Raw genomic sequence first — 20,677 nt, 5'->3', positions numbered from 1 at the left:
AGTAGGTCATCGTCAAGATTAAATTCCGAAACCCCATTTGCGAAAGCAGATGGGGTTTTGTTTTGGGCGCTCGAAAATATCTCCCGAGCGAGCCGACAAAATTGCACAGTTATTTCTGACCCAGACCACTAGAATAGGCACCTAACCTTTTTAGAGTCTGAGCCCTATCTATGCCCGATCCGGTTGATACCCTCGGGGTGTCGGATTTACCGCTGGACGACCTGGTGGCATGCCATGAGTGCGACCTGTTGATGCGCAAGCCGGTGCTCGCCTTCGGTGAAAAAGCCCAATGCCCACGCTGTGGTTATGAGCTGTACGCTCACCGCCACAATGTCGTGGAGCGAAGCCTCGCCTTGGTAATCGCCGCGCTATTGCTGTACATCCCCGCGAACTTTTTACCCATCATGCAGCTCAATCTACTCGGACAGTCTTCCGAAGATACCGTTTGGAGTGGCGTGGTCGGCCTGTTCGATACCGGCATGCAGGGTGTCGCGGCTGTGGTGTTCCTGTGCAGCATGGGCATTCCCCTGCTCAAATTGCTCTGCCAATTAGCCGTGCTACTCAGCATCCGCTGGAAAGTCGGTCGTAGCTATGGGTTGTTGCTCTACCGCATTTACCACCATCTGAAGGACTGGGGGATGCTGGAGGTCTACTTGATGGGCGTGCTCGTAGCGATTGTAAAACTCGCCGATATGGCCTCCATCACGATCGGCCTGGGACTTGTCTGCTTTGTCAGTCTATTAATCGTTCAAGTGCTGCTGGAGGTGGTGATGTCACCCCACCAGATCTGGCAGGCACTGTCTGGAGAAGATGATCATGCGAGCGATTGATGCAGGCATTCTGATCTGTACCGAATGCCACGAACTGAACAAACAAGACGCTGACACCGATGAGCAACTCTGCACCCGTTGCGGTGCATTGATCCATGCACGTCGCCCCAACAGTCTCACCCGTACCTGGGCCTTGCTGATTACCGCAGCCATCTTGTACATCCCAGCCAACCTGTTGCCGATCATGACCATCAACGCCCTCGGCCAGGGTGATCCCAGTACCATCATGGCCGGTGTGATCCAACTGGTGCAACATGGCATGTACCCCATTGCAGCCGTGGTATTTATCGCCAGTATCCTGGTGCCGACATTCAAGTTGGTGGGCATCGGTCTGCTACTGTTCTCGGTACAGCGCCATCAGCCGCTGTCCGCGCAACAACGCATTATCATGTACCGCTTTATCGAATTCATTGGCCGCTGGTCCATGTTGGATATCTTCGTGATCGCCATCCTGGTGGCGGTTGTAAACTTTGGGCGACTTGCCAGTGTCGAGGCCAACCTCGGTGCCGCAGCGTTCGCCAGTGTGGTGATCTTGACGATGCTTGCCGCAGTAACTTTTGATCCCCGACTGATTTGGGATAACACGGAGTCGGACGACGACCATGAGTGATTTGCCTAAAGCTAAAACCCGCCCAGCTTCGAACTGGTCTGCCATTTGGGTGTTGCCCCTGATTGCCCTGATCATCGGCGGCTGGTTGGGATGGCGTGCCTATACCCAGCAGGGTATTGAGATCCAGGTCCGCTTTGAAAGCGGCGAAGGTATCCAGGTCAACAAGACCGAAGTGGTCTACAAGGGTATGACCGTGGGCAAGGTCAAAACCTTGGCCCTGGATGACGAAGGCAGCAATCGCGGTGTGATCGCGACCATCGAAATGAACAAGGATGTTGAGCAATATCTCAAGACCAACACACGTTTCTGGCTGGTCAAACCCAGCGTCAGTCTTGCCGGCATCACCGGCTTGGAAACCCTGGTCTCGGGTAACTACATTGCTGCCAGTCCTGGTGACGGTGAGCCCTCTCGGAAATTCAAGGCGCTGTCCGAAGAGCCACCGTTGTCCGACGCAAAACCTGGGCTGCACCTGACCCTCAAGGCCGACCGGCTGGGCTCGCTCAATCGTGGCAGCCCGGTGTTCTACAAGCAGATCCAGGTCGGCCAGGTCAAAAGCTACCTGTTGTCCGAAGACCAGAGCACCGTGGAGATCAAGGTCTATATCGAACCGACCTACGCCAACCTGGTGCGCAAACATACGCGTTTCTGGAACGCCAGCGGTATCAGTATCGACGCCGACCTCTCCGGCGTGAAAGTGCGCAGCGAATCCCTCTCCAGTATCGTCGCCGGTGGTATCGCCTTCGCCACGCCAGAGAATCGCAAGGACAGCCCGCCGACCGACCCAAGCCTGCCCTTCCGCCTTTATGAAGATTTTGATGCGGCCGCGGCCGGCATCAAGGTCAAGGTCAAACTCACCGACTTCGAAGGTTTGCAGGCCGGGCGCACCCCGGTCATGTACAAAGGCATCCAGGTTGGCAGTCTGAAAACCCTGAAGGTCGACCCGGATCTTTCCAGTGCGAACGCTGAACTGACCCTTGACCCACTCGCCGAAGACTATCTGGTGCAGGACACCCAGTTCTGGGTAGTCAAGCCGTCCATCTCCCTGGCGGGTATCACCGGTTTGGAAGCCTTGGTCAAAGGTAACTACATCGCCATTCGACCTGGCGACAAAGGCAGTGCCCCCCAGCGTGAATTCGTCGCCCGGGCCAAGGCACCACCACTGGACCTGCGATCCCCAGGCCTGCACATGGTGCTGTTCACCGATAACCTCGGTTCCCTGGATGTGGGCAGCCCGGTCCTCTACAAGCAGGTCAAAGTCGGCTCTGTGCAGAGCTACCAGTTCTCGCGTAAGAACAAGCAACTGGTGATCGGTGTACACATCGAGAAAGAATACGAAAACCTGGTCAACGGTTCGACGCGTTTCTGGAACGCCAGTGGTGTCACCCTGACCGGAGGCCTCACTGGCGGCATCCAGGTGAAGAGTGAATCCCTGGCCAGCCTGATGGCCGGCGGTATCGCCTTTGAAACCCCGGAACCCAACGTACCCCTGAAAAAGCGCATCCCGCGATTCCGTCTGTTCGCCGATCGTGAGGCTGCCAATCAACATGGCACATTGGTAACCATCAAGGTTGATCGCGCCGATGGCCTGCGCCCCGGCACGCCGATACGTTTCAAGGGACTGGACGTGGGCAAGATCGAAAACGTCGACCTCAGTGCCGACATGCAGTCAGTCTTGCTCAGCGCTCGTATCACCCAAGTGGCTGACCGGATCGCGCGCGCGGGAAGCCAGTTCTGGGTGGTCAAGCCTGAACTGGGCCTGATGAAAACCTCGAACCTGGAAACCCTGGTCACTGGCCAATACATCGAAGTGCAGCCGGCAGCGAAAAGCGTCGGCCCACAAAAAAGCTTCGTTGCCTTAAGCCAGCCGCCTGAGGCCTTGCATCAAGAAGAAGGCCTGAGCCTGACACTCAGCGCCGCACGCCGTGGCTCACTGAAAGAAGGCGTACCGGTCACCTACCGCGAAGTCACCGTCGGTAAAGTGACTGGCTACGAGTTGGGGCAGACCGCCGACCGCGTGCTGATCCACATCCTGATCGAGCCCAAGTACGCACCGTTGGTGCGCAGCGGCAGCCGCTTCTGGAACACAAGCGGCTTCGGCTTCGACTTCGGCCTCTTCAAGGGCGCGACCGTACGTACCGAGTCCTTGGAAACACTGGTCGCCGGCGGCATCGCCTTCGCCACTCCAGACGGCGAGCGCATGGGCAACGCCGCACGGCCGCAGCAAACTTTCCCGCTGTTCGACAAATTTGAGGATGAGTGGCTGACCTGGGCGCCTAAAATTCCACTCGGCAAGTAGACCGAGGCGCGGCCATCGCGGGCAAGCCCGGCTCCCACATTCGACCGCATTCCAAAGGATGTACTCGGTCAAATGTGGGAGCGGGCTTGCCCGCGAAGAGGCCCGCACAGCCAACATAAAAAAGGCCCCTGGATTCTCACCCAGGGGCCTTTTGCGTTTCAGCGGAAAAAGTCAGACCTCATCCAACTCCGGTTCATCCGCCTGCACATTCACGGTGGCCTTAACCACGTCGTGACGACGGATGTACTTCCAGTCCGCCTCATCGATGTAGATCCCGTTCGGCCCGCTGCCACCTTCCAGGTCGATGGCGACCTGAGCCGATACCTGCGGCTTCACACTCGCCAGGATCGGCACGAAGCCCAACTGCAAGCTGGTCTCCAGCAAGGCCGCCTGGTTCTTCTCGTCGATGTCCGCAGCCTCATCCAGGTAGTACGGCAAGCGCACGCGCCCGGCCTGGTCGCGGTCCATCAAGTGCAGCAACAAATACATGTTGGTCAGCGCCTTGATGGTCATGGTGGTGCCGTTCGACGCCGCGCCATCGATGTCGGTGTGAATCACCGGCTGGCCGTGCACCTTGGTGATCTCGAACGCCAGCTCGAACAGATCCTTGAGGCCCAACTGGTTATGGTTGGCGGCCACGAGACGAGCCAGGTATTCCTTGGCCTCTTCGTTCTTGTTGTCTTGCTCGGCGCTTTGGCTCAGGTCGAACACCGACAGGGTTTCGCCTTCTTCATATTGACCAGCACTGTGGATGATCTGGTCGATGTGCTTGAGGGCTTCCTTGTTCGGGGCCAGCACGATGCGGAAGCTTTGCAGGTTGGACACCTGGCGCTTGTTGATCTCGCGGTTGAACAACGCCAACTGATGCTCAAGGCTGTCGTAGTCGCTGCGGATATTACGCAGGGTCCGTGCAATATCGGTGACTGCCGCACGGCGTGCCTTGCCCAGGGTCAGGGCTTCGTCGGTACGGTGAGCATAGGCGTTGATCAGCAGTTGCAGGCGACGTTCAACATCATCCTCGCTGTCGAACTTGGCGACGCCCTTGAGGCGTACCTGGGCATATAACGCTTCGATCTGGCCATCAGCGCGCAGCAACCCTTGCCAACTGTCCTGATAGTCATTGAGCAGCGGCAGCAGGTTGTCCATGGAATCGTCGACTGGGTCCATGAACGGTGTGCCAAACGGCAAGTCGGCAGGGAGTAACTGGCGACGGCGCAAAGCGTCATCCAGTGTGCGCTGCTTGGCTTCCATATCGCCGATCTGACGCCCCACCAGTTGCAGCTTGGCCGACAGTTGCTGGACTCGTTCGGTGAAGGCATCGCTGGAGCGCTTCAGTTCATCCTGTGCCGCTTCCATCTGCGCCAGGCTTTCCAGTTTCTCGCCTTCTTCAGCACTCAGGGTTTGCGTGCGGCGGAAGTCTTCCAGCGCCTTCTGCGCATCCAGCACTTGCTGGTACAGCGCTTCGGTCTGGGTCTTGCTCGCAGCGCGGTCAGAGGCTACGGCCTGCTGGGTCTTGAGCTGCTTGAGTTCTTTCTCCAGGCGCTCTTTCTGGTCGCGCAAGGCTGCGCGATCCGCCAACGCCTGCAACGCCGGTGGCTCGATGTGGGAAATGTCGATGGAAAGGCCTGGCACTTCGAAGCGCTCACCCTTGAAGCCATCGAGGATCTGCTCCAGGGATCTGACCCACTGGCCGTCCTCATCCAGCGTGATGCCGTGCTCACCCAACGGCAGGCTGAACAGCGAACTGTTGAACAGTCGCATCAGGCGCTCGACATCCTGCTGTGAGAATTCTTCGCGGAGTTTGGCGTAGCTGTTGTTATCCGCGTGGTCGAGCTGCTGCTTGACCGACTTCAAGCGTTTTTCCAACTCGCGCAGACGCTCGTCCAAATCCTCGGCGCTGAACTGCCGCGACTGCGCCAGGGCGCCGGCCAACTCATCGTGTGCATCCTTGGCCGCCAGCAGTTGCTGCTCGAGCACCTTGACGTCGTCGACCAAGGCAAAGCGATGCTTGAGCACCGACAACTCACCCAGCCAACGCTGAATGCCGCTGATTTCCCGCTCCAGGCGCATCAACTCCTGGGTGCCGCCGCGCTGGTCGTTCTGCAGCGCATCTTGTTCGTTGCGGTAGTGCTCGGCCTGGATCGTCAGTTCTTCCTTGCGTGCACTGGCATAGTCCGACCAGGTGCCCAGCAACGAATCCAGCAGCGGCGACAGGCGATGTAGTTTACCGCGCAGGATATCGCGCTGTTTCACGCCATTGGACAGCGCCTCGACCAAAGGCCCGGCGGCCACCAGCGAGTTGTAGTCCTGCTCCATGCGTCGTACATCACGGAAGGCTTCTTCACACGCGGCGATGTAATCGACACTGCCGGAACGCAGGCTGTGTTCGAAGGCATCGAGGAACAACTGCTTGAGCTTGGCCGCAGTGATTTCGCGCATGTGCAGCAGGTTGATAAACAGCGCGCGGAAAGTCTTCAGGCTCTGCTCGCTGGTGGAGCGCAGCGGAATCAGGGTCAGGTCCAATGGGATCGACGTGTGGCCGCCCACCAGCAAGCGACGCAGTTCATCGGGCTTGAGTTCGTAGGCTTTCAGGCCTTCGCGTTCAAGGTTGGTGAACAGCTCTTTTTGACGCAGGCAGGTGTCGTTTTTCTGGTAGTGGGCCAGGTCCAGCTTGCCCGCATAGGCAAAGAACTGATGCCCGAAACCGCCGCCTGGGCCACGCCCAACCACGCCAATCACGTGCGGGCCGTGGGGCAGGGAGACTTCCACGAGGATGTAGCTGGTGTCGGTCGCGAAGTAGAAGCGCCGCGATTGCTCCAGGGTGTACTTGCCGAAACTCATGTCCGACATACGTGCCAGGATCGGGAACTGCAAGGCGTTGATCGACGCGGATTTACCCAGGTTATTCGCGCCATACACCGACAGCGGTTCTTCCAGCGGGAACAGCCCCAGGCTGTAACCCGCGGTGTTCAATAGGGCGAAGCGGCGGATGCCGTAGCGTTCCTTACTCATGCGTCGGTCTCCTGTTCTTCGGCAATGGCACGGGCCAGGGCGTCTTCTTCGCTTTCTTCTGCGAAGTCACTGAGGTCCAGCGGGTCATCGGTTTTCAGCAGTTTTTCGTCGCTGTCTTCGTCGATGATCACCGGCGCCGGCAACGGCAATACGCTGTGGATACTGGCGGCCAAGTCGCGGTCCTGCTGAACCGAGAGGCACACGTCGAGGAAACGGTGCATCGGTGGCAGGAAGCGGTACACGCCGTTGTCTTCGCTGGCGAAACCCAACTGGGTCATGCGACGCATGATTTTTTCTTCGAGCTCTTCCTGGGTCTGCACTTCGGCCTGGATAAACAGGTCGCGGTACTTTTCCAGCAATGAAGGCAACTCATCGCGGCCCAGACTGCCACCGTCGAGCACAGCGATCGGGTCGCGACCCTGGTCGGCCAGGTGCTCGACGATGATGAAGGTGAACAACGCCAAGCGCTGGGCGGTCTTGTTCACCTGCGCGGCTGCTACGGCGGTGTCCGGCACAAAGTAGTAGAAACCACGGGTATCACACACCAGCTCAAAACCCAGGGCCTTGAACAGCGTGCGGTACTGGTCCTGGAAGTTCGACAGTTGCGCGTACAGCTCCGGGTCACGGCGGCTGACGTGGTAACCCTTGAACAGCTCGCGAAAGATCGGCGCCAGCTGGGACAGTTCGGATAGATCAAGGTGCATACGAAGTCCTTACATAAGCAGTGCTCGCAGAATTTTCGGCGGCGTCAGGCGTAGCCGGGAGCAGGGCGAAGGAGCGCAGGCTGACCTGGTGCTCGTGTGTGTGGTAATCGCGGCGTTCCAGGCGTTCGCGCTTGAAGCGTTTTTCCCGCGAGAGGCGCGAGAACCAGTACAGCAATTCGTCAGTCGCGCCGTCCGGTTCCTGCTCCAGCAGCCAGGTCATCAGGTCTGGCATCGGCAGCGCGTCTTCGCAGCGTTCGAGCATTTCCTTGACCGTGCGCGGTGCGCGCTGGGCTTGGCCCTTGTGGGTTTTGTGGGCCTTGGGGAAACGCGCCGGTTTCGGCTCGAAGTTTGCCAGGGCATACACATAGGCTTCGACTTGGCTCGCGGCGCCGAGGAAGGTGCTTTGTGGCCGAGTAAACATTGGCATCGCCGCTTGCGGCACTGCGTCCAGACCTTTACGGCGGATCGCCGACAAGGCCAGCGCCGCGCCACGGGTCACGGCGTTGTGCCGGCGCGCTTCTTCGCGTAGCGGCAACAGCAGTTCCCGCGCATGGCGCAAGGTCAGCTGGGCACTGGTCTGCATTTCGAGGATGCGTGCGTGGGTGCGCAGCAGCATGTCGTCGTCCACCAGGTGGCCGAGGCGCTGTTGTTCGGTGAGCATGCGCAGCAGCACATTCTCCACTTTGCGCACGCCTTGCTCGAAGGCGCCGTCGGCGTTGACCAACTGGATCATTGGTTCGACGTATTCATCCCAGGTCGCCAATACCTCGGCGTAACGCTGGCGCAACGGGATCTGCCGGTCGCTGGTCTTGGCGCGGTCGGCCACGGCGGCGAGGGCTTGTTCGTCGTTGGCGAGCTTTTTCAGCACATCGCGCACGCGCATGTCGAGCAGGCGCAGTTGACGGGCCAGGTCGTGGCCGTCACGGATGTCGAAGGCGTCCTGGATATAGCCTGCCAGGCGCTCAAGGTGGCGCAGGTAGGCTTCGATTTCCAGACACAGGCCAAGCCGGTGCTCCTTGCGAAGATAGGCCAGGAAGTCATGGATCTGTGCGTTGAGCTCGAAACGGTTCGGGCTCTTGGCGACAGGCACCAGGATATCCAGGCGAATCCACACGTCCAGCAGGCTGGTAATGTCCTGAGGCGTGCTGTCCAGTTGTTGGGCGGCCAGTTGTGCGCGCAACTCGCCCAGGCTCAGGGTGCCTTGGTCGAAGTGTTCACACAGTGGCTCAAGCAGGGCCCAGTGTTCGGCGAGGGCGCGTAGGACGCGCTTGGGTTCGATCATCGGAATGGCCGGCTGGTTGGCGATTAAAAGTCGCGATTGTACTGCATCAGGCGTGGGATTTATCCACAGCCGGTCAGAGCGCAGTGGGCGATTGTTGTCGAACAGCGGTAGAATCCTCGCTCTTTACTTCTCCACAAGTGGCCGAGCTGTGCTTATCGAGTCCCGACGTCGCGCTTACTTGACCGCCATGCAAGTGGTCAATTGGCTGCCCCGCACCGAACTGCCGTTTGCCGCGCCATCGCGGCCCGAGCTGTTGCAGGCGCTTGAACCCTATGAGGCGTTCGAGTCATCGGGCGAGGAGGCTGCTGCGCCGGTGGCGGTGGTCAAGCCCGTCGTCGAAGCGCGCCCTGCGGTCGAGCGGGCGAAAATCGAAGTGCCGCGCCCATCTCCGGTGGCCAAGCCAGTGGTCGCCGAAGAGACTGCGCCGGTAGTCAAAGCGCCGGTCGTGCCGCCGCCGCGCTTTGCCCTGCAATTGCTGCGTGCCGGGCGGTGCCTGCTGCTGGTGGAGTTACCGACTGGCGAACGTTTCCAGACTCGCGACCCAGCCTACATGCTGCTCAAGGACATGCTGCGCGCTGCCGGCCTGCCCGACAGTCCCCAAATCGTCGGCGATCCGGTGCGCTGGCCGCTGCTGGTGCGTGGCACCATGGATCAGGGGCCGGAAGCTGCTCGGGATTTTGTGCAAGGCTTTGTGTCGGCGCGCCTGGAAGACGAGCCCTGCGTGTGCCTGTGGCTGATCGGCCTGCCTGCCGTGCGTTTCGCCGGCGAGGCCAATGCCGAAGCCTGGTACCGTGAACTGCAGGTCGAGGGTCTGGGGTCGGTATGGGCCTTGCCTGGCCTGGAATTATTAATGGAAGAGCCACAGCGTAAGGCTGATGTGTGGCAAGCCATGCGCCAGCTGATGGCGCGCTGGAAAGCGACTGATGAGTGAGGCTTTATCCTTCCGCCCGATGACCGAGGCTGACCTCGACGCCGTGCTGAAAATCGAATACGCGGCGTTCAGCCATCCCTGGACCCGCGGGATTTTTCTCGACGGGCTGGGCAAGTACCAGATCTGGCTGATGTTCGAGGGCGAGCAGCAGGTGGGCCACGGTGTGGTGCAGATCATCCTTGATGAAGCGCATCTGCTGAATATCACCGTCAAGCCGGAAAACCAGGGCCGTGGTCTGGGTTTGGCCTTGCTGGAACACCTGATGTCCCGTGCGTACGCCGCCAGTGCCCGGGAATGCTTCCTGGAGGTGCGTGACAGCAATACCGGCGCTTTTCGCTTGTATGAGCGGTACGGCTTCAACGAGATTGGCCGCCGGCGGGACTATTACCCCGCCGTCGGTGGGCGTGAAGATGCGGTCGTCATGGCCTGCACCCTCGTCGACTGAATTCACATAATCCCATGTGGGAGGGGGCTTGCCCCCGATGGCAGTGGGTCAGTTGATGAATAGTTTGGCTGACACACCGCTATCGGGGGCAAGCCCCCTCCCACATTTTGGATCAAGATCGGCCAATTTCATTCTTGTCCACGATACTCAAGTCGTAATCCACCGCCCTATAGATTCAAGCTAATTCGCGTTCAGCGTGACCCGAACGAAGGGTTGTCAGTCACAAAACTGCGCATCATTCCTGAGGCTTTCCCTGATGAACGAACTACAAGACTTGCTTGATAACAACGAACGCTGGGCGGACGCGATCAAACAGGAAGATCCCGAATTCTTCGCCAAGCTTGCCCGCCAGCAAACCCCAGAATACCTGTGGATCGGTTGCTCCGATGCCCGTGTGCCGGCCAACGAGATCGTCGGTATGTTGCCGGGTGATCTGTTTGTGCACCGCAACGTGGCGAACGTGGTGCTGCACACCGACCTCAACTGCCTGTCGGTGATCCAGTACGCGGTGGACGTGCTCAAGGTCAAACACATCCTGGTCACCGGCCACTATGGTTGCGGTGGCGTACGTGCTTCGATGCAGGACCGTCAGTTCGGCCTGATCGACGGCTGGCTGCGCACTATTCGTGACCTGTACTACGAAAACCGTGATGTGTTGGCACAACTGCCGACTGAAGAAGAACGTGTCGACCGTCTTTGCGAGTTGAACGTGATTCAGCAGGTAGCCAACGTCGGTCATACCAGCATTGTGCAAAACGCCTGGCACCGTGGGCAGAGCCTGTCGGTTCATGGCTGCATCTACGGTATCAAGGATGGCCGTTGGAAGAGTTTGAACACCACCATCAGTGGCTTTGAACAGTTGCCGCCGCAGTATCGCCTGCGTCCGCTGGGTGAAGCCTAAGCGCCGCCACGGCTGCTCTTCTGTTCCAGGAAGCGCAGCCCCTCTGTGTTGATTTGCTGCTTCCTGCCTTTGATCCAGCCTCTGCAATGGGGCGCGCCGCAACGGCAGGGAAATTGGCGGTGCAAGCTGTCGAAGGTCAACGTGAAGTCGAGTGTGATCCAGCTGCCGGCGGTGATTGTCGTCACTGTCCAAAGCTCCAGGTAGTCAGTGTCGGCGCAGGTGTTTGGAGTGCATGAGTGACGAATCAGGCCCATGAACCATCGGTCATACAAGTAAATGCGCGACGAAATTTGGAACGCATGTTGACCCAGTTCGCTTAACGCATAGCCGGATAACTTGGCAATACATGTCCGACTGTCAAAGTTGACGCGAGCCTTGACGCCCACGGACTCACCTTCTCTATTACGGACCACTTGAAATTCACGGCTCGAGGGGTAACCGAGTGCAAGGGATCGGTTCGCGAAAGGATAAAGACAGTCACTCATAGCAGCTTTTTAACCTTATCCATGGTCTGAGTTTCATAACTCTCCTTGGCTAGGCTGCATCGACCTGCGGAGGGGGCCTGACGGCGAGTCTTGCAGCGAATGGGCGCGGTTTAAGACTCGCTGATGTTGGATCCGATTTCCACTGTCAAATCTGACAGTAGAAATCGTTTTTTACGTGTTTCAAAGGGCCGGCGCGGCGACAGCCGGCACGGGGGCCGGACTTTTCAGCTGTTTCAACTGCGCCTTGATGGGCGGCGTGGCGCACTTGACGTTGGCTTGCTCCGGGGTCAGGTTGCGCACCGAGGTGTAGAACAATTCACAGGTCTGTTCCTTGCGCGTGACTTGCCAGGTATTCATGCACGCCTGGAGCAATACATTCGGATCGCTGGCAGGCTTCTGCCCCATCCCCGCCTGCCAACAGGCGGCGCTCAGATCCTGGCCCATGACCTTCAATCCGGCGTCGTCGGCCTTTTGCTCATCACCGTCATAAGACGCGGGGTCAGCCGCGTACCAGATATAACTTGGATGGTTGGAGCCCAGTACCGACACGGATTTACCCGCCGCTGGGCTGATTTGTGCCAGGCCCAGCACGGCCACGGTCTGGCCGTATTGCTGCTTGATCCAATTGCGCACCGGTGCACCGAACGCCACCATCGGCAGAGAACTGTTGGGCGTCAGGGTCAGCTCTTTGACCATGTGCGTCTGGTAGTCGGTGAAGTAAGGGTAGACGGCTTCCAGGTCTTTCCCTGCATTGGACGGGGCTGCAATGGGCGCGATATCAATGATGGTCTGATATTTCGCGGTCTCGGTGGCCGGGATGCCATTGTCGGTGAGCAAGTCCGCCCAACGGTCGGTAGTGGCCGATTCCAGATAGTCCTGAGCCTGGGTCAGCGAGTAGTCCGGTGGGAAGTGCAGAAGTTCGATGCTCTTGCGGTTTTCCAGGGCCATCCCCAATGGCAGGAACAGGTACCAGTTATATGCCCATTTACCGTCACTGTTGAGCTTGCTCGCGCCCTGGTAAGCCAGATCGGCGGTATTGAGCAAGGTGGTCAAGGACTGGCCGTAGTTGTCGGGCACGCCGCTGAAGGTCGCCGTCACTTGCCCGTCATGGGCTTTCACACTGACCTTGGCCCGGCTGTAACCATCACGCTGCACGCTCTGGTTCAAGTAATGCTCAACGGTCTGCTCCAGCGTCCAGGGCCGAAAGCAGATCACGTTGCAGTTGTTGGGGAAGGCGAACAACTGGGTGACACGCTGCGTACTGCCCAGTGGTACTTCGATATCGGCCTGTGCGACCGCACTCGCGATGAGTGCGGCCAGGGCGAAAGACAACCTGGTCGGTTTGAACATGCTTGATTCCTTGTCAGCGAAAGCCCGTCTGCGCGGGATGAAGGCCCACCTCCACACAGTAGCGGCTGACCAGGAAAACCGCGTGCTAAATCGCCAGGCGTGTCGCTATTGGATAAGAAAACCTACACGTTGAACTGTAATGCGTTGCTCAAATCACCCATTGGTTTCTGGCCGCGCGCGATCATCGCGTCATCACGTTGCTTGAGACCGTCCAGTTTCTCCAGTTGGAACACACGGGTAATCAAGCGCAAGATCGATGCTGTGTCGTACACGGTATGGTCAACGGTGCCTTTGCGGGCAAACGGCGATACCACCAGCGCCGGAATCCGGCTGCCCGGGCCCCAGCGGTCGCCCTTGGGCGGTGCAACGTGGTCCCACCAGCCGCCGTTTTCGTCCACAGTGACCACCACCACCATGTTTTTCCACTGTGGACTTTCCTGCAGCACCTTCAAGGCGCGGGCGATGTGACGATCACCCGAGGCCACATCGGCGTAACCGGCGTGCATGTTCAGGTTGCCCTGAGGCTTGTAGAAGGTCACGGCGGGCAGCTTGCCGGCCTGTGCATCGGCGAAGAATTTGTTGGTACTGGCCTCATCGCCCAAGCCGCCATCACGCAGGCGTTTATCCCGCTCTGTGCGGTTTTCCGGACCTTGCTGCTTGAAGTAGTTGAACGGCTGGTGGTGATACTGGAAGTTCGGAATCTTCGGAATACCGCCCGAATCCTTGAACTGGTCCAAGGTCGCTTGCCACGCGCCGGCATACCAGGCCCAGTCGATATTCTTCTTCGACAGCTTGTCGCCGATGTGTTCGTGGGTCTGTGGCACCAGCACGTTGGGCAGGTCGGCCTTGGCATAATCCGGGTTTTCCGGGTCTCGGATCCAGGTTGGCCAGTAGGGCGGAGCCAAGGTGTTCACACCGTAACCGTCTGGGGTCAGCGCGCTTGGTCCGAACTGCGGCGGGCCGGTCATGGCGCTGGCCGGGGATTTGTCCAGCGGCTTGAGGCGTGGGTCGGTCGGGTCATCGCTTTGCAAGGTCGCGATCTGGGCCTTGGCCACTGATTGCGCAGCATTCGGATAAAACGGCGCGGTGGCGCTGACGAGGTATTGGTGGTTGAGGAACGAGCCGCCAAATGTCCCTTGGAAGAAGTTATCGCAGAGCACAAACTCCTTGGCCACGTCCCACAGGCGCAGGGAATAACGGCTCTGGGCGTAGTAACCCATCACTAGGCCACCGGCATCACCCCAGGCCACAAAGTTATCGTTCTTGCCGCCGTTGATCTGCATCTGGTTTTGATAGAACACGTGCCACAAGTCGCGGGTGACCAGGCTCAGGGGCAGGTCTTCGGCGTTCGGACCCTTGAGGGCGAACGGTGCGTTGGGCAGGTTTTCCTGGAATTGCACTTCGCTGGGGTAGGTCACGCCGTCCACGGTTTGTGGGCCGACTTGCAACACACCGCCCCAGGCCGGTGGCAGGGTGGTCAACAGGCTGCCGTCGCGGTCGCGCTGCTGAGCGTCTGCGGCGGAAAGCGCCGACAAAGGTTTCTCAACGCCCGGGAAGTCAGCAAACAGGTTGTTGAAGCTGCGGTTCTCGGCATAGATCACCACCACGGTTTTCACTTGGTCGTGCAGGGCCTTGTCCAGCTCTTGCGGCGTCAGTGGCCGTTCTACCGGTTTGCCCGGCGTCTCGTTGGCATTGCCGCAGGCACTCAAGGTCGCGCCGACTCCCAACACCGCCGCGCCCCCCAGAAAGCGCCTACGGCTGGTATCTACCGGCGGTTGGGCTGCTGAATCGGGGGAAGGGCGGTCTTCGTGCTCGTCGCTCATTGCTGGGAGTCCCTGCTGGGTGGTTGTTGCAAGATATTTCGCAGGACGGTAGCAATGCAATGTGACGGAACGAAGACAGTGATTTGAATCAGGCGATTACAACAAGCGCAGGGCCAACTGGCTCCCGGCGCGCAGGTACTCCACCTGAGCCGTCACCGCATCTTTGACGATTGCTTCACCCGTGTCGGTTAATTTGGCTTTTTTCGAATCGATGACACTGGTCTGCAATAGCTGCATGGCCACGTCGATGGCTTTCTGGAAGGCAGTCACGTTGTTGTGCAGGCCAAACTCCTTGATAACGGCCGCCATGCGACGATCCGCATCGTCTCGCAGGGTTTGGTACTCGACGACCGAAACGTTGTCATCCTTGTAAATAGTGTTGATCAACTCTTCCAGTGATTTGGACAGGGGCGTCATCGGATTTTCCTTGGTGGTTCGTGAGAGGGAATCCGGGTCAGGTTAATCCAAGGTATTGGACGGAGGAGTCAGGGCTTGGCATCGCCTTGAGTGGGACAATGCCCACGCGTTTCATCAGAAAGATGACGTCCCAGAACGCTGCCCGCTTCAAGCTACTCGTTGAAGCGGGCAGTTGTTTGATTAAGGCATCACCGGCGGCAAATATTTCAACGTCGTCCCCAGCGCCCACAACAGGAACAACACCAACGGCGTGTGCACCAGCAGTTGCACGAACGAAAACCCGATCAGATCCCGTGCCTTCAACCCCAGCACGCCCAGCAGAGGCAGCATATAGAACGGGTTGATCAGGTTCGGCAGCGCTTCGGCGGCGTTGTAGATCTGTACCGCCCAGCCCAGGTGATACTGCAGGTCATTGGCCACTTGCATCACGTAGGGCGCTTCGATGATCCACTTGCCACCGCCTGACGGAATAAAGAAGCCCAGCACCGCCGAGTACACGCCCATCAATAGTGCATAGGTGTCGTGGGAGGCGATGGAGGTGAAGAAGGTCGAGATATGGTGCGCCAGGGTCTGGCCGTCACCGCCCTTGACCACGGTCATCAACGCGGCGATCGAACCGTACAGCGGGAACTGGATCAGCACGCCGGTGGTGGTCGGCACGGCGCGGGCCACCGCATCGAGAAAGCTGCGCGGGCGCCAGTGCAACAGTGCGCCGACCATGATGAACAGGAAGTTATAGGTGTTCAGCCCCGAGATCGCACTGATCGCCGGCTTGGTGGAAAACTCATGGAACAGCCAACCAGCGGCCAGCAACGCCAGCAGGATGGTCAGCAGCGGGCTGTGTTCCAGCCATTCGCCGGGACGGCTCGGTGCTTGCGGCTTGGGCAGGTTGAACGCCGGGTCGACGCCACAGGCCTTGGCATCGCGGGCGCTGTTCGGGCCCGGCGCGGTGGCGTAGGCGATGATCAGCGAGACCACGATCAGCGCCAGCAACAGCACGCCGGATTGCCACAGAAAGATAGTGTCGGTGAACGGGATCATCCCGGTGATCGACAGGATCGACGGCGGCAAGCTTGCCGGGTTGGCCTGCAATTGCGCGGCTGACGACGACAGTCCCAGCGCCCAGACCGCGCCCAGGCCCAGGTAGGCCGCGGCACCGGCAGCGCGGTAATCCATGCGCAAATCCGTGCGACGGGCCAGGGCCCGCACCAGCAACCCACCGAACACCAGGGACAAGCCCCAGTTGAGCAACGACGCGACCATGGAAATCAACGCCACCCAGGCCACGGCCGAGCGGCCGTTTTTTGGAATACGTGCCAGGCGGTCAATCAGTTTCACAGCCGGTGGCGAGCTGGCCACCACATAACCACCAATCACCACGAAGGCCATTTGCATGGTGAACGGGATCAAACTCCAGAACCCGTCGCCAAAGGCCTTGGCGGCTTCGGTCGGTGCGGCACCCATGCCCAGGGTCGCCACGGCGACGATGATCACGGCGAGGGCGGCAAACACCCAGGAGTCAGGAAACCAGCGCTCGGCGAAATTGGAACAGCGCAGGGCAAATCGGGCATAGCGGCTTTCTTCGATAGCATCGGCCACGAGTCATTCCTCTTGTATTTATTATGGTGTTGGCAGTTTTACGGCATGTTCCGCTACGGCTATTGATATGGGAATGCAGTTATCTTCATCGATCGATGAGGAAAACAAATATATCTGTCGTGATTGCCATCATTGGGCTCAGCTCATAACCTGCACGCCATTTTGTTTGTCTGCCGAGCCTCTACATGACTGCCACCTTTTCTTCACAGGCGCAGCGTTTTTCCCGCTCCGACTACAAAACCCTGGGCCTGGCCGCCCTCGGCGGCGCCCTGGAAATCTACGACTTCATTATCTTCGTATTCTTCGCGCTGACCCTCAGCCAACTGTTCTTCCCCCCGGAAATGCCTGAGTGGCTGCGCCTGCTGCAAAGCTTCGGCATCTTCGTTACCGGCTACCTGGCGCGCCCGCTCGGCGGCATCCTGATGGCGCATTTTGCCGACCACCTGGGGCGCAAACGCGTATTCAGCCTGAGCATCCTGATGATGGCGTTGCCCTGCCTGCTGATCGGGATCATGCCGACCTACGCACAAATCGGCTATTTCGCACCGCTGATCCTGCTGGCGTTGCGCGTGCTGCAAGGGGCCGCCGTCGGTGGCGAAGTGCCCAGCGCCTGGACCTTCGTCGCCGAGCATGCCCCGATCCATCATCGCGGCTACGCCCTGGGCTTCCTGCAAGCAGGCCTGACCTTCGGCTACCTGCTCGGTGCTCTCACCGCGACGTTGCTGGCGCAAATCTTCACACCTGTCGAAATCCTCGATTACGCCTGGCGCTTCCCGTTTCTGCTCGGCGGAGTCTTCGGTGTGATCGGCGTGTGGCTGCGCCGCTGGCTCAGTGAAACCCCGGTATTCCTCGAAATGCAGGCCCGTCGCCAAGCCGCCGCCGAACTGCCGCTGCGTACCGTGTTGCGCGATCACCGCGCTGTATTGCTGCCGGCGATGATCCTCACCTGTGTGCTCACCTCGGCCGTGGTGGTGCTGGTAGTCATCACCCCGACCATGATGCAGAAAACCTTCGGCATGAGCCCCAGCCACACCTTCGCCTTGAGCGCGCTGGGCATCGTGTTCCTGAACATCGGCTGCGTACTCGCCGGGCTGCTGGTGGATCGCATCGGCGCCTGGCGTGCGGTGTTGGTCTACAGCCTGTTGTTGCCGATGGGGATCGCGGTGTTGTACGCCAGCCTGATCGCCGGTGGTGTATGGCTGGGCGCGGCGTACGCCGTGGCGGGTTTGAGTTGCGGCGTGGTCGGCGCGGTGCCGTCGGTGATGGTCGGGCTGTTCCCGGCACAGGTGCGGGTGTCGGGGATTTCCTTTACCTACAACATTGCCTATGCGCTGTGGGCGAGCACCACGCCGCTGTTGCTGATTGCGCTGATGCCGACCAGCCCGTGGATTTGCGTGGGTTACTGCGTGGTGATGGGGGCGGTGGGCGCGGGGAGTGTGGCGCTGTTTGGCAAGCGCCACACCCTGGCCGCCTGAGGCTCAAGTCAGAAAGTGCCAGAGCAACAACGTCCCAACCAGCCCGACGACGGACACAATCGTCTGCAACACCGACCACACCCAGATCGTCTGCTTGAGCTGCAAGCCGAAGTACTCGCGCACCATCCAGAACCCGGCGTCGTTGACGTGGCAGAAGAACACTGAGCCTGCGCCAATCGCCAGCGCCACCAATGAACTCTGGGTAGCTGCCAACCCGGCCATCATTGGCGCGAGGATACCCGCCGTGGTGGTCGTGGCGACGGTCGCCGAGCCAGTGGCCTGGCGCAGGGCCACGGCGATCAGCCAGGCCAGCAGCAGATATGGCATGTGCGCGCCTTCGGCGACCTTGCTGATAGTCTGGCTTACGCCCGCGTCGAGCAGGGTCTGCTTGAGGCCGCCACCGGCGCCGATGGTCAACAGCAACACGGCGATGGGCGCGAGGGCTTTGCGCAAGGTGTTGCCGACGTCGGCGCGGGGCATCCCGGTAGCCCAGCCGAGGCAGATCACGGCGGCGATCACGGCCAGGCCAAGCGCAATCAGCGGTTCACCGAGGAATTTCAAGGTCAGGCCGACCGTGCTGTCTGCTGGCAGCGCGACTTTGGCCAAGGTGCTGCCCAGCATCAGAATCACCGGCAACAGAATGATCAGCAGCGACACAGCAAAGCTCGGCTGGCGCGGCGCCTTGGGGGGGGCGCTGAACAGCGCACCGATGTCGGCCGGTTCATCCACGTGCAGGCGTTTGGACAGCCAGTTGCCATAGATCGGACCCGCCAGGATCACTGCCGGCACTGCCAGGCAGAAGCCCAGCAACATGGTCAGGCCCAGGTCGGCGTGCAATGCGCCCACCGCGATCAGCGGCCCCGGATGTGGCGGCATCAAGGCGTGCAGGGTGGTCATGCCCGCCAGTGCCGGGATGGCGATTTTCAGCAACGGTTGGTTCGAGCGTTTGGCCATCACGAAGATGATCGGCACCATCATCACCAGGCCCACTTCAAAGAACAACGGCAGGCCGATCACCATGGCGACCAGCGCCATCACCCACGGCAATGATTTGCCCTTGCCCAACCCGAGCAAGGTGGTGGCGATGCGGTCAGCCGCGCCGGATTCGGCCATCAACGCGCCAAGCATCGAGCCCAGCGCAATGATGATGCCGGCTTCACCGAGGATCGCCCCGGCGCCTTTACTGAACGCCTTGGCGACTTCTTCTGGCGGTAACCCGGCGCCGACACCCGCAATAAAGGTGCCGATCAGAATCGACAGGAAGGGTGGCAGCTTGGTCGCGCTGATCAGCACGATGATACTGGCGATGGCCAGCAGGACGCAGAACATGAGGCGTGTGTCGTGAACCATCCACGCGGCAGTCGATAACTCCAAAACGGGACTCCTTATCGAACAGGTTGGCTAATGTGTTTCTTTTTGTTTCCTGCTCGAAAAGCATACCTGATAGAACTGTTCCAGAGCGTTCATGAGCGATTTTGGTGCGCTTGATGTAACGGTTAGCTGGCGTGCGGATGACAAATTTGCAATGCATGCCCGGAGATTTGGCCTATAGCTCTATGATCAGCGGATTACCCAACAGGAAGACATTTCATGAGCGCAGGACATAACCACGCCCAAGTACGCGCCGGCCACGAACGCAAGCTCTGGTTCGCACTGGGGCTGACGGGCAGTTTCATGATCGCCGAGGTGATCGGCGCCTTCGTCACCGGCAGTCTCGCGCTGCTGTCGGACGCCGCCCACATGATGACCGATGCCCTGGCCCTGGCGATTTCCCTGGTAGCCATCCAGATCGCCAAACGTCCAGCCGATCGCAAGCGCACCTTTGGTTATGCGCGGTTCGAAATCCTGGCGGCGGCGTTCAATGCGCTGCTGTTGTTCGCCGTGGCGTTCTACATCCTCTACGAGGCCTATCAACGGTTGCAGGCCCCGGCTGAAATCCAGTCCACCGGCATGCTGGTGATCGCGGTGCTGGGGCTGATCGTCAACCTGATCTCCATGCGCCTGCTCAGCGCCGCCAGCGGCGAAAGCCTGAACGTGAAGGGCGCGTACCTGGAAGTCTGGAGCGACATGCTCGGTTCCATTGGCGTGATCATCGCGGCGGTGGTGATCATGTTCACTGGTTGGGGTTGGGTCGACTCCGTGGTGGCGGCGGCGATTGGTTTCTGGGTATTGCCACGCACCTGGACCCTGCTCAAGGAGAGCATGAATGTGTTGTTGCAAGGCGTGCCGGATGGGGTCGACATTGATCAGGTCGAGCAGGCCATTCGCAAGGTGCCCGGGGTCAAGGGTGTACACGATTTGCATATCTGGGCGTTGACCAGCGGTAAAAACGTGCTGAGCACCCATCTGGTGGCGGACGCATCGGTGGGCACCGAGCAACAAATCCTCAGCCAGGTGACGGAATTGCTGCATGAACAATTCGATATTTCCCACGCCACCATTCAGGTCGAGAGTGAAGGTTTTCAACATGATGAGCACGACGAGGTCCACGCCTGATCCTGGCTAACGGATTTGTAA

17 protein-coding genes are annotated in these 20,677 nt (G+C 59.6%); 8 read left to right on the top strand and 9 right to left on the bottom strand.

Translation table 11 applies throughout. From position 1 onward, the window contains the following. The first annotated feature begins 170 nt into the window (after positions 1 to 170). From AC07V4_RS14360 to AC07V4_RS14350, 3 genes are read left to right on the top strand one after another with little or no spacing between them, the layout of a single operon-like run. Entirely contained in the window at positions 171 to 830 is a 660-nt protein-coding gene (locus AC07V4_RS14360) for a paraquat-inducible protein A (RefSeq protein ID WP_492636729.1), read from the top strand. Further along, positions 817 to 1,440 carry a paraquat-inducible protein A gene (locus tag AC07V4_RS14355; RefSeq protein WP_431751706.1) on the top strand — a complete coding sequence of 208 codons (624 nt, stop codon included), beginning with the start codon at positions 817 to 819 and terminating at the stop codon, positions 1,438 to 1,440. Before AC07V4_RS14360 ends, AC07V4_RS14355 begins: the two co-directional genes overlap by 14 nt. Then, positions 1,433 to 3,736, top strand: coding sequence for a PqiB family protein (locus AC07V4_RS14350; RefSeq protein ID WP_492636730.1), 2,304 nt, complete (start codon positions 1,433 to 1,435; stop codon positions 3,734 to 3,736). Before AC07V4_RS14355 ends, AC07V4_RS14350 begins: the two co-directional genes overlap by 8 nt. A 171-nt stretch (positions 3,737 to 3,907) precedes the next feature. Here the strand turns inward: AC07V4_RS14350 and mksF are convergent, their stop codons facing one another. The 3 genes from mksF to mksB are packed head-to-tail and all read right to left on the bottom strand — an operon-like array spanning position 3,908 to position 8,734. Further along, the gene (gene mksF, locus AC07V4_RS14345; RefSeq protein WP_492636731.1) at positions 3,908 to 6,748 is read right to left on the bottom strand and encodes an Mks condensin complex protein MksF; all 2,841 of its coding nucleotides are present in this window, start codon (positions 6,746 to 6,748) and stop codon (positions 3,908 to 3,910) included. Next, positions 6,745 to 7,452: an Mks condensin complex protein MksE gene (gene mksE / locus AC07V4_RS14340; RefSeq protein ID WP_431751709.1), complete on the bottom strand. Its 708-nt coding sequence runs from the start codon at positions 7,450 to 7,452 to the stop codon at positions 6,745 to 6,747. Before mksE ends, mksF begins: the two co-directional genes overlap by 4 nt. Further along, entirely contained in the window at positions 7,442 to 8,734 is a 1,293-nt protein-coding gene (mksB, locus tag AC07V4_RS14335; RefSeq protein WP_492636732.1) for an Mks condensin complex protein MksB, read from the bottom strand. The genes mksE and mksB overlap by 11 nt, the downstream gene beginning before the upstream one ends. Before the next feature lie 187 nt (positions 8,735 to 8,921). Here mksB and AC07V4_RS14330 point away from each other — a divergent pair, with 187 nt between their 5' ends. From AC07V4_RS14330 to can, 3 genes are all read left to right on the top strand, one after another. After that, positions 8,922 to 9,665, top strand: a complete 744-nt coding sequence (locus AC07V4_RS14330; RefSeq protein WP_492636960.1) for an energy transducer TonB — start codon at positions 8,922 to 8,924, stop codon at positions 9,663 to 9,665. Continuing rightward, entirely contained in the window at positions 9,658 to 10,110 is a 453-nt protein-coding gene (gene rimI / locus AC07V4_RS14325) for a ribosomal protein S18-alanine N-acetyltransferase (RefSeq protein WP_005784514.1), read from the top strand. The genes AC07V4_RS14330 and rimI overlap by 8 nt, the downstream gene beginning before the upstream one ends. A 256-nt stretch (positions 10,111 to 10,366) precedes the next feature. Next, positions 10,367 to 11,011, top strand: a complete 645-nt coding sequence (gene can / locus AC07V4_RS14320; protein ID WP_431752865.1) for a carbonate dehydratase — start codon at positions 10,367 to 10,369, stop codon at positions 11,009 to 11,011. On the opposite strand, the gene AC07V4_RS14315 is transcribed toward can, so the two are convergent. The 5 genes from AC07V4_RS14315 to AC07V4_RS14295 all read right to left on the bottom strand — a co-directional run bounded on the left by AC07V4_RS14315 (position 11,008) and on the right by AC07V4_RS14295 (position 16,685). Beyond that, positions 11,008 to 11,397: an SET domain-containing protein gene (locus tag AC07V4_RS14315; protein WP_492636733.1), complete on the bottom strand. Its 390-nt coding sequence runs from the start codon at positions 11,395 to 11,397 to the stop codon at positions 11,008 to 11,010. The genes can and AC07V4_RS14315 overlap by 4 nt on opposite strands. Before the next feature lie 279 nt (positions 11,398 to 11,676). After that, positions 11,677 to 12,846 carry a hypothetical protein gene (locus AC07V4_RS14310; protein ID WP_492636734.1) on the bottom strand — a complete coding sequence of 390 codons (1,170 nt, stop codon included), beginning with the start codon at positions 12,844 to 12,846 and terminating at the stop codon, positions 11,677 to 11,679. 122 nt (positions 12,847 to 12,968) lie between these two features. Then, a complete protein-coding gene (locus AC07V4_RS14305; RefSeq protein ID WP_492636735.1) occupies positions 12,969 to 14,669 on the bottom strand; it encodes an acid phosphatase in 1,701 nt (566 codons plus the stop codon). 96 nt (positions 14,670 to 14,765) lie between these two features. Further along, on the bottom strand, positions 14,766 to 15,086 hold the full coding sequence (locus tag AC07V4_RS14300) for a hypothetical protein (protein WP_492636736.1): 321 nt from the start codon (positions 15,084 to 15,086) through the stop codon (positions 14,766 to 14,768). 180 nt (positions 15,087 to 15,266) lie between these two features. Further along, positions 15,267 to 16,685: a short-chain fatty acid transporter gene (locus AC07V4_RS14295; RefSeq protein WP_104995424.1), complete on the bottom strand. Its 1,419-nt coding sequence runs from the start codon at positions 16,683 to 16,685 to the stop codon at positions 15,267 to 15,269. 185 nt (positions 16,686 to 16,870) lie between these two features. On the opposite strand from AC07V4_RS14295, the gene AC07V4_RS14290 reads away from it, so the two are divergent. After that, the gene (locus AC07V4_RS14290; RefSeq protein WP_492636737.1) at positions 16,871 to 18,160 is read left to right on the top strand and encodes an MFS transporter; all 1,290 of its coding nucleotides are present in this window, start codon (positions 16,871 to 16,873) and stop codon (positions 18,158 to 18,160) included. Positions 18,161 to 18,163: 3 nt separating this feature from the next. Here the strand turns inward: AC07V4_RS14290 and AC07V4_RS14285 are convergent, their stop codons facing one another. Continuing rightward, entirely contained in the window at positions 18,164 to 19,534 is a 1,371-nt protein-coding gene (locus AC07V4_RS14285) for a GntT/GntP/DsdX family permease (protein WP_492636738.1), read from the bottom strand. 216 nt (positions 19,535 to 19,750) lie between these two features. Between AC07V4_RS14285 and AC07V4_RS14280 the strand changes: the two genes are divergently transcribed. Beyond that, entirely contained in the window at positions 19,751 to 20,656 is a 906-nt protein-coding gene (locus AC07V4_RS14280) for a cation diffusion facilitator family transporter (protein WP_492636739.1), read from the top strand. Positions 20,657 to 20,677: the final 21 nt, after the last annotated feature.

The sequence above is a fragment of the Pseudomonas sp. GW821-FHT03A09 genome (assembly GCF_059421065.1).
The sequence above is the reverse complement of the archived record's forward strand: the minus strand, read 5'-3'. Positions and strand labels throughout refer to the sequence as shown.